The sequence below is a fragment of the Mesorhizobium sp. WSM4307 genome (assembly GCF_007003945.1).
Taxonomy (GTDB): Bacteria; Pseudomonadota; Alphaproteobacteria; order Rhizobiales; family Rhizobiaceae; genus Mesorhizobium.
Genome location: NZ_VFTB01000005.1, coordinates 274,677 through 287,968, shown reverse-complemented (window position 1 = coordinate 287,968; position 13,292 = coordinate 274,677). Strand labels below are relative to the sequence as shown.

Annotated in this window: 12 protein-coding genes; 8 read left to right on the top strand and 4 right to left on the bottom strand. The window is 63.6% G+C overall.

The features are described 5' to 3' along the window. Positions 1-40: 40 nt before the first annotated feature. The gene (locus FJV83_RS14065; protein WP_142886196.1) at positions 41-1,846 is read right to left on the bottom strand and encodes an IlvD/Edd family dehydratase; all 1,806 of its coding nucleotides are present in this window, start codon (positions 1,844-1,846) and stop codon (positions 41-43) included. 149 nt (positions 1,847-1,995) lie between these two features. On the opposite strand from FJV83_RS14065, the gene FJV83_RS14060 reads away from it, so the two are divergent. Continuing rightward, positions 1,996-2,445: a carbon monoxide dehydrogenase subunit G gene (locus FJV83_RS14060; protein ID WP_095787214.1), complete on the top strand. Its 450-nt coding sequence runs from the start codon at positions 1,996-1,998 to the stop codon at positions 2,443-2,445. A gap of 99 nt (positions 2,446-2,544) precedes the next feature. On the opposite strand, the gene FJV83_RS14055 is transcribed toward FJV83_RS14060, so the two are convergent. Beyond that, entirely contained in the window at positions 2,545-3,714 is a 1,170-nt protein-coding gene (locus tag FJV83_RS14055; RefSeq protein ID WP_246691869.1) for an Mrp/NBP35 family ATP-binding protein, read from the bottom strand. Positions 3,715-3,920: 206 nt separating this feature from the next. Between FJV83_RS14055 and FJV83_RS14050 the strand changes: the two genes are divergently transcribed. Continuing rightward, positions 3,921-4,298: a VOC family protein gene (locus FJV83_RS14050; RefSeq protein ID WP_095771734.1), complete on the top strand. Its 378-nt coding sequence runs from the start codon at positions 3,921-3,923 to the stop codon at positions 4,296-4,298. A 16-nt stretch (positions 4,299-4,314) separates the two neighbouring features. Here FJV83_RS14050 and FJV83_RS14045 read toward each other — a convergent pair whose 3' ends face one another. Next, the gene (locus tag FJV83_RS14045; protein WP_142886194.1) at positions 4,315-5,319 is read right to left on the bottom strand and encodes an inorganic phosphate transporter; all 1,005 of its coding nucleotides are present in this window, start codon (positions 5,317-5,319) and stop codon (positions 4,315-4,317) included. Positions 5,320-5,322: 3 nt separating this feature from the next. Beyond that, positions 5,323-5,964, bottom strand: a complete 642-nt coding sequence (locus FJV83_RS14040) for a DUF47 domain-containing protein (protein ID WP_142886193.1) — start codon at positions 5,962-5,964, stop codon at positions 5,323-5,325. A 169-nt stretch (positions 5,965-6,133) separates the two neighbouring features. Between FJV83_RS14040 and FJV83_RS14035 the strand changes: the two genes are divergently transcribed. The 6 genes from FJV83_RS14035 (at position 6,134) to FJV83_RS14010 (ending at position 13,254) form a co-directional block, all read left to right on the top strand. Beyond that, positions 6,134-7,033 carry a LysR family transcriptional regulator gene (locus FJV83_RS14035; protein WP_140888280.1) on the top strand — a complete coding sequence of 300 codons (900 nt, stop codon included), beginning with the start codon at positions 6,134-6,136 and terminating at the stop codon, positions 7,031-7,033. Between the two features lie 134 nt (positions 7,034-7,167). Continuing rightward, on the top strand, positions 7,168-7,647 hold the full coding sequence (locus FJV83_RS14030) for a formate dehydrogenase subunit gamma (protein ID WP_142886192.1): 480 nt from the start codon (positions 7,168-7,170) through the stop codon (positions 7,645-7,647). Next, on the top strand, positions 7,644-9,200 hold the full coding sequence (locus FJV83_RS14025; RefSeq protein WP_095787210.1) for an NADH-quinone oxidoreductase subunit NuoF: 1,557 nt from the start codon (positions 7,644-7,646) through the stop codon (positions 9,198-9,200). The genes FJV83_RS14030 and FJV83_RS14025 overlap by 4 nt, the downstream gene beginning before the upstream one ends. A 10-nt stretch (positions 9,201-9,210) precedes the next feature. Beyond that, complete coding sequence (gene fdhF / locus FJV83_RS14020) at positions 9,211-12,123, top strand: formate dehydrogenase subunit alpha (RefSeq protein WP_095787209.1); 2,913 nt, start codon at positions 9,211-9,213, stop codon at positions 12,121-12,123. Between the two features lie 2 nt (positions 12,124-12,125). Next, on the top strand, positions 12,126-12,956 hold the full coding sequence (gene fdhD / locus FJV83_RS14015; RefSeq protein ID WP_095771729.1) for a formate dehydrogenase accessory sulfurtransferase FdhD: 831 nt from the start codon (positions 12,126-12,128) through the stop codon (positions 12,954-12,956). Then, complete coding sequence (locus tag FJV83_RS14010) at positions 12,946-13,254, top strand: formate dehydrogenase subunit delta (RefSeq protein ID WP_095787208.1); 309 nt, start codon at positions 12,946-12,948, stop codon at positions 13,252-13,254. Before fdhD ends, FJV83_RS14010 begins: the two co-directional genes overlap by 11 nt. The last annotated feature ends 38 nt before the right edge of the window (positions 13,255-13,292 follow it).

Here is a 13,292-nt window from a genome sequence, read left to right as displayed (position 1 = left end):
TGACCTGAGATCAAGCCGCCGCATGAGCACCGCGATGTGCTCAGTGGTTGTCCCTGGGCACGCCCCTGGTGTGAGCGACATCCTGGTATTTCACCGCCGGCTTCAGCACCATGCCCTGGTCGAACTGGTCGACCATGCCGCGCTGGATTTCCTGCCATGGCGTCTGGTGCTGCGGATAGTGATAGCCGCCATCGTTCTGCAAGGCCGCGCGGCGCTTGGCGATCTCTTCGTCGCTGACCAGAATGTTGGCGGTGCCCTTGTTCAGGTCGATGCGGACGCGGTCGCCGGTCTTGAGCAGCGCCAGCCCGCCGCCAATGGCGGCTTCCGGCGAGGCGTTGAGGATCGACGGCGAGCCCGACGTGCCCGACTGCCGGCCATCGCCGATACAGGCCAGCGCATGGATGCCCTTCTTGATGAGGTATGCCGGCGGCTGCATGTTGACGACCTCGGCACCGCCGGGATAGCCGACCGGGCCGGCGCCGCGCATGAACAGGATCGTGTGCTCGTCGATGCCTTGCGCCGGATCGTCGATGCGGGCGTGGTAATCCTCCGGTCCGTCAAAGACCATGGCGTTGCCTTCGAAGGCTTCCGGATCCTTCGGATTGGAGAGGTAGCGCTCGCGGAATTCCGGCGAGATGCCGCTGGTCTTCATGATCGCCGACTCGAACAGATTGCCGCTGAGGTTGATGAAGCCGGCATTGACCTTCAGCGGCTTGTCGACGCTGCGGATGACGTCGGTGTTTTCGTTGGCGACGCCCTCGCTATTCTCACCGATCGACTTGCCGTTGACCGTGCGCGCGCCGGGGTGCGGCAACAGCCCGCCCTTTATCAGTTCGGCGATAACCGCCGGCACGCCGCCGGCATGATGGTAATCCTCGCCCAGATATTCGCCCGTCGGCTGCAAATTAACCAGCAGCGGCACATTGAGGCCGACCGTCTGCCAGTCGTCATTGTCGAGCTTGACGCCGAGGTGGCGGGCGATGGCGTTGAGATGGATAGGCGCGTTGGTCGAGCCGCCAATGGCCGAATTGACGACAATGGCGTTCTCGAAAGCCTCTCTCGTCATGATGTCGGACGGCTTCAAATCCTCATGCACCATCTCGACAATGCGTTTTCCCGTCTCATAGGAAATCTGGCCGCGCTCGCGATAGGGGGCGGGAATAGCGGCTGAACCCGGCAATTGCATGCCGAGCGCCTCGGCCAGCGAATTCATCGTGGTGGCGGTGCCCATCGTGTTGCAGTAGCCGGTCGAGGGCGCCGAGGAGGCAACGATATCCATGAACTCATCATAGTCGATCTCGCCGGCCGACAGGCGCTGGCGCGATTCCCAGACGATGGTGCCGGAGCCGGTGCGCTTGCCCTTGTGCCAGCCGTTGAGCATAGGACCGACCGACAGCGCGATGGCCGGGATGTTGACGGTGGCCGCTGCCATCAGCAGCGCCGGCGTCGTCTTGTCGCAACCGATGGTCAGCACGACGCCGTCGAGCGGGTAGCCGTAGAGCACCTCGACGAGGCTAAGATAGGCAAGGTTGCGGTCAAGGGCCGCGGTCGGGCGCTTGCCGGTCTCCTGGATCGGATGGCACGGGAATTCGAAGGGAATGCCGCCCATCGAGACAATGCCCTCGCGCACGCGCTTGGCGAGCTCGATATGGTGGCGGTTGCACGGCGACAGATCCGAGCCGGTCTGGGCGATGCCGATCAGCGGCTTGCCCGACATCAGTTCGGCACGCGTCAGCCCATAATTCAGGTAGCGCTCGAGATAGAGCGCCGTCATGCCGGGGTTGTCGGGGTTGTCGAACCACTCCTGCGAGCGGAATTTTTTCTTCTTGGTGGGGGCGCCGGCCATCACGGTCTCCGTATTTGTATGACAAATCGATATGACAACGCGTCAATGCAAGCAAGGGGCACGCGCGTTCCCAACCCGCACTTTGGTGCGATAGACACAACAGCGCCTCTGCGCTAGGGCTTCGAACCATTGTTTCCGGGAGGTTCTTGATGGCTTTGGTGATCGAAGGCGAGGAACGCATTGCCGCACCCCTGCAAAAAGTCTGGGAAGCGCTGAACGATCCCGAGGTTTTGAAGGCGACCATTCCCGGCTGCCAGAGCCTCGACATGAAGTCGCCGACCGAGATGGCCGCGACGGTGGTGCTGAAGATCGGGCCTATCAAGGCGACCTTCAACGGCGAAGTGACGCTGAAAAATCTCAAGCCGCCGCATTCCTACACCATCCAGGGCGAAGGCAAGGGCGGCATTGCCGGCTTCGCCAAGGGCGGCGCCGACGTGACGCTGAACGAGGATGGGCCGGATGCCACGGTGCTCAAATACGCGGCCAAGGCCGATGTCGGCGGCAAGATTGCCCAGCTCGGCAGCCGGCTGATCGAATCGACGTCGAAGAAACTGGCCGGGCAGTTCTTTTCGAGCTTTGGCGAGAAGGTCGGCGGCTGACCCTCCCGCCAGTGCAATGCCAGGAAAAGTGTGAAACGGTTTTCCCGGGAAAAGCGCGTAGGGCTTTCCCTTGGGATTTGCGTCAAAACCAAAAAGAGGTCACTCGAAGACGATGCTCGGCACCGCCGCTTCGGCCGCGCCGCGTTCTTCATTGACCCTGTCCCAAACCTTGGCGGCGATGTCGCGATAGGTTTTCGCTTCGGCGCCATCGGGCTTCGAGACAACCACTGGCGCCCCGGCATCCGAGCTTTCGCGGATGCCCATTTCCAGCGGCACCTCGCCGAGGAAGGTGACGCCGAGGCGTTCGGCCTCGCGGCGCGCGCCGCCATGGCCGAAAATGTCATACCGCTTGCCGGTATCGGGCGCGATGAAATAGCTCATGTTCTCGACGATGCCGAGCAGCGGTACGTCGACCTTCTTGAACATGTTCAGCCCCTTGCGGGCATCGATCAGCGCCAGGTCCTGCGGCGTCGAGACAATGACGGCTCCGGCCAGCGGCACCTGCTGCGCCATGGTCAGCTGCGCGTCGCCGGTTCCAGGCGGCATGTCGACGACAAGCACGTCGAGCCGGCCCCATTCGACCTCGCGCAGCATCTGCGTCAGCGCCGACATCACCATCGGCCCGCGCCAGATCATCGGCGTCTCCTCATCGATGAGGAAGCCCATCGACATCACCTTGAGGCCGTAATTCTCCATCGGCTTCAGGATCTTGCCGTCAACCGTCTGCGGCCGGCCATGAATGTTGAGCAGCTTCGGCATGGACGGGCCGTAGATGTCGGCATCGAGCACGCCGACCCGCAAGCCGTTGGCGGCAAGGCCAAGCGCCAGATTGACTGCCGTGGTCGATTTGCCGACGCCGCCCTTGCCGGAAGCAACCGCGATGATCGCCTCGATACCGGGCACGCCGCGCTTGCCCGAACTGTGCGACGCGGGAGCATGCGGCGCGGGGCGCGGAGCGGCGGGTGGTGCCGGTCGGGCCGCGGGGCGCGCTGGCACCGGCGCCTCCATGCCGCCGCCTTTTTTCTCTGCAGTCAGCGCCACCACGGCGCCGGCAACCCCTGGAATTGCCTTGACCACGCGCTCCGCGGCGGCACGCAGCGGTTCCATTTCCTGCGCCCTGGCGGCGGGAACGGTGATCGAGAAGAAGACTTTCGAATCGGCGATGAAAATCTCGGAAACCATGCCGAGATCGACGATGTTGCCGGTGAAGTCCGGCCCGTTGACCGTCTTCAGGCGCTCGATGACGATTTCCTTGGTGACGGACATGATCTTTCCTCGGCGTTTGGCAATCCAGATAGTGCAGTTTCCAGCGAGAACCAAGCCGTGACGCAAAGGCTTGCCCGGCGTGCCACGGAAAACGACCGATGCTGTCGGTTTCTTGCCGGATGACGCTTCCGGCCGATTGCCGATGGCCAAACGGGCCGCGTGCCCTATTTGCCTGAGCGAGGACACGACAATCCAGGAAGGAGACGGTCATGCTCGAAAACAGCAACGCAACGGCCAATCTGGCCGTCAGGGACCTGGCAAAGGCAAAGGCCTTCTATGAAGGCACGCTGGGCCTCAAGCAGGTCGACGACATGGGCGGCGAGCTTGTCGTCTACAAAAGCGGCGACACGCTCATCAATGTCTACCATTCCCAATTCGCAGGTACCAACAAGGCGACGGCGGTGACGTGGACGGTGGGCGATCGGATCGAGACTGTCGTCAAATCATTGAAATCGAAAGGCGTTGTCTTCGAGCATTACGAAATGCCCGGCCTGACGATCAAGGGCGACATCCATGTCGGCCAGGACATGAAGGTCGCCTGGTTCAAGGACCCGGACGGCAACATCCTGAACCTCGTCGACAAATAGGCTTCGGCGCTCCGCGTCAGCCTGCCAGGTTCGTGACGAAATAAGTGAGAGCCGAAATCGCCGCCGTCGCCGGCAAGGTGACGATCCAGGCAATGACGATGTTGCCGGCGATGCCCCAGCGCACCGCCGAGACACGGCGGGCGGCGCCGACGCCGATGATGGCGCCGGTAATCGTATGCGTGGTCGATACGGGAACGCCGAGCCAGGTGGCGGCGAAAAGCGTTATGGCGCCGCCGGTTTCAGCACAGAAGCCCTGCATCGGATTGAGCCGGGTGATCTTCGAACCCATTGTGTGGACGATCCGCCAGCCGCCCAACAGGGTGCCAAGCGCCAGCGCCGACTGGCAGGTCAGGACGACCCAGAGCGGCACGTAGAATTTCTCGCCGAGCATGCCTTGCGAATAGAGCAGCACGGCGATGATGCCCATGGTCTTCTGAGCATCGTTGCCGCCATGGCCGAGCGAATAGAGCGAGGCGGAAAAGAACTGCAGGACGCGAAAGGTACTGTCGACGGCGAACGGCGTCTGGCGCACAAACAGCCACGAAACCACCAGGACCAGGAGGAGCGCCAGGACAAAACCAGTCGCCGGCGAGAGAACGATCGCGGCGACCGTCTTGCCAAGTCCCGACCAGACGATGGCGCCAATGCCCCCCTTCGCAACGCCGGCACCGACCAGCCCTCCGATCAGGGCGTGCGAACTGCTCGAGGGAATGCCGGCGATCCAGGTGACGATGTTCCAGACGATGGCGCCGACGAGGGCCGAGAAGATCACCGCCGGCGTGACGATGCTGACGTCGACGATGCCTTTCCCGACAGTCTCGGCGACATGAAGGCCGAAGAACATGAAGGCGATGAAGTTGAAGAAGGCCGCCCACAGCACAGCGTAGTGCGGCCTGAGCACGCGTGTGGAGACGATGGTGGCGATGGAATTGGCCGCATCGTGCAGGCCATTGAGAAAATCGAAGAACAGCGCGACGGCGACGAGGCCGGCCAGCAGGGGAAAGGCGATCGCGGCATCCATCTCCTAGACGTTCTCGATGACGATGCCGCTGATCTCGTTGGCAACGTCCTCGAAACGGTCGACCACCTTCTCCAGCTGGCCATAGATCTCGCTGCCGATCAGATAGGCCATCGCGTCATCGCGGCCATGGCGCCTGAACAGATCCTTCAGGCCCTGCTCATGCAAATCGTCGGCCCGGCCTTCGGCGCGCATTACCTCCTCGGCAATAGCGTTGAGGCGTGCGCTGTTGGCGCCGACCTTGGCAAGCAACGGGATTGCTTCGGCGACCAGCCGGGCGGCGTCGACGATGACGGCGCCCATTTCCTGCATCAGCGGATCGAACTCCCGCTTCTCGAACAGCCTCACGGTCTTGACGGTCTTGTGCATCATGTCGATGGCGTCATCCATCGACTGGATCAGATCCTTGATGTCGCCGCGATCGAAAGGGGTTATGAAAGAGCGCCGCACGGCAAGCAGGACCTCCGCGGTGATATGATCGGCCTCGTCCTCGAGATCGACGATCTTCTGGCACCAGCGATCGATGTCCTTGCCCTGAAGCAGTTGCTGCAGCGCTTCCGCGCCGCCGACCACCGTGCGGGAATGCCGCTCGAACAGCTCGAAGAAACGATCTTCACGCGGCAGCAGCTTGCGGAACCAGCCCAGCATGTCAGTCTCCCATCGCGCCCGGTTCACGACCGTTTCATTGACATAGCGCCGCACGACGCCGCAGGAAACAGTAAGCCGGCTGAAAGATGTGGATGCGGGACGATTACGCATGGCGCTTGCGGCAAAGGCGAATTTCCCCGAGCCTGCGCATGACGACCGGAAGGATGGCATGATCGACAAACTCGAATTCTTCATCGCATTGGCCAAGGAAGAGCATTTCGGCCGGGCGGCTGAGGCCTGTGGGGTCACCCAGCCGACCTTGTCGGCCGGTATCAAGCAATTGGAGGGGCAACTCGGCGTCATGCTGGTCAATCGCGGGTCGCGGTTCCAGGGGCTGACGCCGGAAGGCAAGCAGGTGCTGGTCTGGGCGCGCCGCATCGTCGGTGATTCAAGGAGCATGCGCGAGGAGATGCGCGCGGCGCGCCACGGCCTTTCCGGACGCATCCGCATTGCCGCCATCCCGACCGCACTCGCCATGGTGGCGCGGCTGACGACGCCGTTTCGCGAAAAGCACCCGGGCGTCACCTTTTCGGTGCTGTCGCGCACCTCGATCGAAGTCTTGTCGCTGCTCGGCAATTTCGACATCGACGCCGGTATCACCTATCTCGACAATGAGCCGCTCGGGCGGGTAACCAGCGTGCCGCTGTATGACGAGCGCTATCAGCTGATCACCGCGGTCGGAAACCCCTATTTTGACCGCGACAAAGTGACATGGGCCGAGATCAGCCGGTTGCCGCTGTGCCTGCTGACGCCGGACATGCAGAACCGCCGCATCATCGACCAGCATCTGGCCGAGGCCGGCGTGGAGGTACGGCCGACGCTTGAATCCAATTCGATGATCGTGCTGTTCTCGCACATCCACACCGGCAAATGGTCGTCGGTCATGCCGCTCAACCTTGCGGAAACATTCGGCTTTTCAGAGCCGATCCGGGCCATTCCGATCGTCGAGCCCGACGCCAGCCACACGGTCGGCCTGGTGGCCGCGCCGCGCGAGCCGCACACGCCGCTGGTGCAGGCGCTGCTGGACGAGGCAATGGCGCTGGCAGACGATTTCCGCGCCCATCGCTAGGGTAGAGAATGGCGGCTGAGCGTTCTTGATAGAAGATTTCTATCAAGCGACGGATCAGCTTTATTGATTTCGCTGGTTTCCTCTGTTTTTGTAACGACTTAGCGCTGGAGCGCACCGACCAGGGAGGGCGCTGCATGACGATGCAGCCTGCAAGTACCGAGATCGCATCGCGCACGGCGGCGATTGTCCAAGAGATGAAGGGCCTCGAAGGCCCATTGCTGCCGATCCTGCACGAGATCCAGGAAGAATTCGGCCATGTGCCGCAGGCGGCCCTGCCTGTTATCGCCGATGGGCTCAATCTCTCCAGGGCCGAGGTGCACGGCGTCGTCACCTTCTACCATGATTTCCGTGCCCGGCCGGCCGGGCGGCATGTCCTCAAGCTGTGCCAGGCGGAAGCCTGCCAGTCGATGGGCTCGGATTCCGTCGCCGCCAAGATCAAACAGTTGCTGGGCATCGGTTTCCACGAGACCACAAGCGACGGATCGGTTACACTCGAGCCGGTCTATTGCCTCGGGCTTTGCGCCTGTTCGCCGTCCGCGATGCTCGACGGCGAGGTGATCGGGCGGCTCGACAGCGAGAAGATCGACGAGATCCTTGCAGAGGTGCGCTCATGATCCCCCGCATCTACATTCCCGGCGATTCCGGCGCGTTGGCGCTCGGCGCCGAGAAGGTCGCCATGGCTGTTCGCGCGGAACTCGCCGAGCGTGGCATCGAGGCCAAGATCGTCCGCAACGGCTCGCGCGGCGCTTATTTCCTCGAGCCGATGGTCGAAGTGGCGACCGCCAACGGCCGTGTCGCCTACGGACCGGTCAAGCCTTCCGACGTCAGGAGCCTGTTCGACAGCGGCTTCCTCACCGGTGGCCACCACAAGCGCTGGCTCGGCGCGCCCGACAAGATCCCGTTCCTGGCCAAGCAGACCCGGCTGACCTTTGCCCGCTGCGGCATCAACGACCCGCTGTCGCTCGACGCCTACAAATCGCTTGGTGGGCTCAAGGGTTTGCAGAACGCCGTGGCCATGGCGCCGGCCGACATCGTCAAGCAGGTTACCGACTCAGGCCTGCGTGGCCGTGGCGGCGCCGGCTTCCCGACCGGCATCAAGTGGAAGACGGTGCTGGATACGACATCCGAGCGCAAATACATCGTCTGCAACGCCGACGAGGGCGACAGCGCGACTTTCGCCGACCGCATGATCATGGAGGGCGACCCCTTCGTGCTGATCGAGGGCATGACGATCGCCGGCATCGCCACCGGAGCGACCAAGGGCTTCGTCTATATCCGCTCGGAATATCCGCATGCGGTGGCGACAATGAACAAGGCCGTCGAAATCGCCCGCAAGGCCGGCGTGCTCGGCGTCAACGTACTGGGTTCGCCCAACGCCTTCGACATGGAAATCCGCGTCGGCGCCGGCGCCTATGTCTGCGGCGAGGAAACCTCGCTGTTGAACAGCCTCGAAGGCAAGCGCGGCGTGGTGCGCGCCAAGCCGCCGCTGCCGGCCATCCAAGGCCTGTTCGGCAAGCCGACGGTGATCAACAACGTCATCAGCCTGGCCTCGGTGCCGATCATCATGGACAAGGGTGCGGCCTTCTACAAGGATTTCGGAATGGGCCGCTCGCGCGGCACCATCCCGATCCAGATCGCCGGCAATGTCAGGCATGGCGGCCTGTTCGAGACCGCCTTCGGCCTGACGCTCGGCGAGATCGTCGATGACATTGGCGGCGGCACGGCCACTGGCCGTCCGGTGAAGGCAGTACAGGTCGGCGGCCCGCTCGGCGCTTATTTCCCGCGCGCCCTGTTCGACACGCCGTTCGACTATGAAGAATTCGCCAAGCGCGACGGGTTGATCGGCCATGCCGGCATCACCGTGTTCGACGACACGGCCGACATGCTGAAGCAGGCGCGCTTCGCGATGGAGTTCTGCGCCATCGAAAGCTGCGGCAAGTGCACGCCCTGCCGCATCGGCTCGACGCGCGGCATCGAGACCATCGACAGGCTTGCCGCCGGGATCGAGCCGGAAAAGAATCTCGCTTTGGTCACCGACCTCTGCAACACGATGAAGTTCGGTTCGCTGTGCGCGCTGGGCGGCTTCACGCCTTACCCGGTGATGAGTTCGATCACGCATTTCCCCGAAGATTTCAAGCCCGCGCCAGCGCGCGTGGCTGCTGAGTAGGAGCTGGCAGATGAACATCAAGGCCGACTTCCCATTGCTCGTCGAAGAGATCGACTACGGAACCCCGGAATCGCGGGCGCAAAAGCAGGTCACGCTGAGCGTCGACGGCCGCAGCATCACGGTGCCGGAAGGCACCTCGATCATGCGCGCCGCTATGGAAGGCGGCGTCGAGATCCCGAAGCTCTGTGCCACCGACATGCTGGACTCATTCGGCTCGTGCCGTGTCTGCCTGGTCGAGATCGAAGGGCGCGGCGGCACGCCGGCGTCCTGCACGACGCCGGTCGGCGAAGGCATGGTGGTCCGCACGCAGTCCGACCGGCTAGACGCCATCCGCCGCGGCGTCATGGAGCTTTACGTCTCCGACCATCCGACCGGCTGGAACGAGAAGGCCGGCACCGGCGCCAGCGAATTCGACACGGTGGCTAAGTCGGTCGGTCTGACCGAGAACCGCTACGGCGTCGAGGGCCGCAACCACGTCAAGCAGGAAGACGGCGTGGCGCCCGGCCATGGCTCGCTGGCGGTCGACTACATTGCCCGCGACGAATCCAATCCTTATTTCACCTATGATCCGGCGCAGTGCATCGTCTGCTCGCGCTGCGTGCGGGCGTGCGAAGAAGTGCAGGGCACCTTCGCGCTGACCATCGAGGGCCGCGGTTTCGAATCGCGCATGGTCGCCGGCATGCATGAGGATTTCATCGCTTCCGAATGCGTGTCATGCGGAGCCTGCGTGCAGGCCTGCCCGACCGACGCGCTGCGCGAGAAGACGGTGCTCGAGAAGGGCATGCCGGAACGCTCGGCCGTTACCACCTGCGCCTATTGCGGCGTCGGCTGCTCGTTCAAGGCCGAGGTGAAGGACGACGAAGTCATCCGCATGATGCCCTACAAGGACGGCAAGGCGAACCACGGCCACAGCTGCGTCAAGGGCCGCTTCGCCTATGGCTACGCCACCCACAAGGACCGCATCCTGTCGCCGATGATCCGCGAGAAGATCTCCGATCCGTGGCGCGAAGTGAGCTGGGAAGAGGCGATCGCGCACACGGCCAAGGAATTCCGCCGGATCCAGTATCAGTACGGTCGCACCTCGATCGGCGGCATCACCTCCTCGCGCTGCACGAACGAGGAGACCTATCTCGTGCAGAAGCTGGTGCGGCAGGGTTTCCGCAACAACAATGTCGACACCTGCGCCCGCGTCTGCCATTCGCCGACCGGCTACGGGCTCGGCCAGACCTACGGCACCTCGGCCGGCACGCAGGATTTCGACTCGGTCGAATTCACCGACGTCGCCGTCATCATCGGCGCCAATCCGGTTTCCGCCCATCCGGTGTTCGCCTCGCGTCTCAAGAAGCGGCTGCGCCAGGGCGCCAAGCTGATCGTGCTCGATCCGCGCCGCACCGAGATGGTCAAGTCGGCGCATATCGACGCCGACTATCACCTGCCGCTGAAGCCCGGCACCAACGTGGCGGTGCTGACGTCACTGGCGCATGTCATCGTTACCGAAGGGCTTTTCGACGAAGCCTTCATCCGCGAACGCTGCGACTGGACGGAGTTCCAGGACTGGGCCTCCTTCGTCGCCTTGCCGGAGAACAGCCCTGAAATCGTCGGCAAGCTTTCCGGCGTCGACCCGGAACTGATCCGGGGTGCCGCGCGGCTCTACGCCAAGGGCGGCAATGGCGCGATCTATTACGGCCTCGGCGTCACCGAGCACAGCCAGGGCTCGACCACGGTGATGGCGATCGCCAACCTCGCCATGGCCACCGGCAATATCGGCCGCCCGGGCGTCGGCGTGAATCCGCTGCGTGGCCAGAACAATGTGCAGGGCTCGTGCGACATGGGCTCCTTCCCGCACGAACTGCCCGGCTATCGCCACATCTCCGGCGAAGCCGTGCGCGATATCTATGAAAGCCTTTGGGGCGTGAAGCTGGACGACGAACCCGGCCTGCGCATTCCCAACATGCTGGACGCCGCCGTCGACGGCTCCTTCAAGGGCATCTACATCCAGGGCGAGGACATCTTGCAGTCCGATCCCGACACCAAGCATGTCGCGGGCGGTCTCGCGGCCATGGAGTGCGTGGTCGTGCACGATCTCTTCCTCAACGAGACGGCGAATTACGCGCATGTCTTCCTGCCGGGCTCGACCTTCCTGGAAAAGGACGGCACCTTCACCAATGCCGAGCGGCGCATCAACATGGTGCGCAAGGTGCTGGAACCGAAGGCGCGCTATGCCGACTGGGAGGCGACGCAGGAGCTTGCCCGCGCGATCGGGCTCGACTGGAACTACACGCATCCCTCGCAGATCATGGACGAGATCGCCCAGACGACGCCGAGCTTCGCCAATGTCTCCTTCGAGCTGCTCGACCGCGTCGGATCGGTGCAATGGCCGTGCAACGAGAAGGCCCCGCTCGGAACGCCGATCATGCACATAGACGGCTTCGTGCGCGGCAAGGGCAAGTTCATCCGCACCGAATATGTGGCGACGGACGAGAGGACCGGGCCGCGCTTCCCGCTGCTTTTGACCACTGGCCGCATCCTCAGCCAGTACAATGTCGGCGCGCAGACGCGGCGCACCGACAACGTCATGTGGCACTCGGAAGACCGGCTGGAGATCCATCCGCACGATGCCGAGAACCGCGGCCTGCGCGATGGCGACTGGGTGCGGCTGACCAGCCGCTCCGGCGAGACGACGCTGCGGGCGCTGATCACCGACCGTGTGTCGCCTGGCGTGGTCTACACCACCTTCCACCATCCGGACACGCAGGCCAACGTCATCACCACCGACTTCTCGGACTGGGCGACCAACTGTCCGGAGTACAAGGTGACGGCGGTGCAGGTCGGCGCCTCGAACGGCCCGTCGGATTGGCAACGCGAGTATGACGAGCAGGCCAGGAACAGCCGCCGCATCGCCTCGCTGCAGGCGGCGGAGTAGCCGTGGCCGCGCGCCGCAAAGCCACGACCGAGATATCGCGCCTGGCGCACCGCGCCAGCAGTACGACTGTTGCCAACCGCATGGTGCCGGAGGAGACGCCGGTGGCGTTTTCCTTTGCCGGAACCACGCATGCGGTGATGATGGCGAGCCCTGCCGACTTCGAGGATTTCGCGCTCGGCTTCTCGCTGACGGAAGGCATCATTGCCGACCCGCAAGAGATCGAGGCGATCGAAGTCGAGGATCATGGCGCCGGCATCGATATCCAGATCCGGCTCAAGGATCAGGCCAATACACGCTTCGAGGCGCGGCGGCGCAGGCTTGCCGGGCCGGTTGGCTGCGGGCTGTGCGGTATTGAGTCCATCGAGGAAGCGATGCGGTCCGTCGACGCCGTTGGTGCGTCAAAACTTACGCTTGATGCCGACGACATCGTCCGCTCCGTCAAGCTTTTGTCGAAGGTGCAGCCGCTGCATCAGGAAACCGGAGCCGTACATGCCGCCGGCTTCTATATTCCTGGCAAGGGCGTCGTCATGGCGCGCGAGGATGTCGGCCGCCACAATGCGCTGGACAAGCTCGCAGGCGCGTTGGCCAAAGCCGGCATCGACGGCGCCTCGGGAGCCGTTGTGGTGACGTCGCGCGTGTCCGTCGAAATGGTGCAGAAGACGGCGGCGGTCGGCTCGGCCTTCATCATCGCCGTCTCGGCGCCGACCGCGCTTGCCATCCGCACGGCCGATGAGGCCGGCATGACGCTGGTGGCGCTGGTGCGCGGCGAGGATTTCGATGTTTTCACCCACCCCGATCGGGTGGTTTTGGGAGTTGCCCAGCATGTCGCATGACGAAGACCACATCACGAGCACCAGTGAAAAGCTGGTGCGGATGGCCAACCAGATCGCGGCCTTCTTCCATTCCAAGTCGCGCGAGGAAGGTGTTGCCGGCGTCGCCGAGCACATCAACAAATTCTGGGAACCGAGGATGCGGCGGCAGTTCTTCGAACTGCTGGACAGCGGCGAAGGCTTCGACGAACTCGTCGTGGCGGCATCGGCCAGGATCAAGCGGCCGATCACGCCAGCCGAGGCCGATCTCAAGCTCGGGCTCAAACCCTTCCCGGCCGACGCCGCCGCGTCGCAAAAGTAGCCGCAAGCCGGCTGCGCGAGCCTATAATCATTTCCACT

What these genes read in the sequence shown, in the direction of transcription:
- FJV83_RS14060 (WP_095787214.1), top strand. Translation starts at nt 1,996, where the DNA reads ATGGCTTTGGTGATCGAAGGCGAGGAACGCATTGCCGCACCCCTGCAA.
- FJV83_RS14010 (WP_095787208.1), top strand. Translation starts at nt 12,946, where the DNA reads ATGTCGCATGACGAAGACCACATCACGAGCACCAGTGAAAAGCTGGTG.
- fdhF (WP_095787209.1), top strand. Translation starts at nt 9,211, where the DNA reads ATGAACATCAAGGCCGACTTCCCATTGCTCGTCGAAGAGATCGACTAC.
- FJV83_RS14025 (WP_095787210.1), top strand. Translation starts at nt 7,644, where the DNA reads ATGATCCCCCGCATCTACATTCCCGGCGATTCCGGCGCGTTGGCGCTC.
- FJV83_RS14045 (WP_142886194.1), bottom strand. Translation starts at nt 5,319, where the DNA reads ATGGATGCCGCGATCGCCTTTCCCCTGCTGGCCGGCCTCGTCGCCGTC.
- FJV83_RS14030 (WP_142886192.1), top strand. Translation starts at nt 7,168, where the DNA reads ATGACGATGCAGCCTGCAAGTACCGAGATCGCATCGCGCACGGCGGCG.
- FJV83_RS14050 (WP_095771734.1), top strand. Translation starts at nt 3,921, where the DNA reads ATGCTCGAAAACAGCAACGCAACGGCCAATCTGGCCGTCAGGGACCTG.
- FJV83_RS14035 (WP_140888280.1), top strand. Translation starts at nt 6,134, where the DNA reads ATGATCGACAAACTCGAATTCTTCATCGCATTGGCCAAGGAAGAGCAT.
- FJV83_RS14065 (WP_142886196.1), bottom strand. Translation starts at nt 1,846, where the DNA reads ATGGCCGGCGCCCCCACCAAGAAGAAAAAATTCCGCTCGCAGGAGTGG.
- FJV83_RS14040 (WP_142886193.1), bottom strand. Translation starts at nt 5,964, where the DNA reads ATGCTGGGCTGGTTCCGCAAGCTGCTGCCGCGTGAAGATCGTTTCTTC.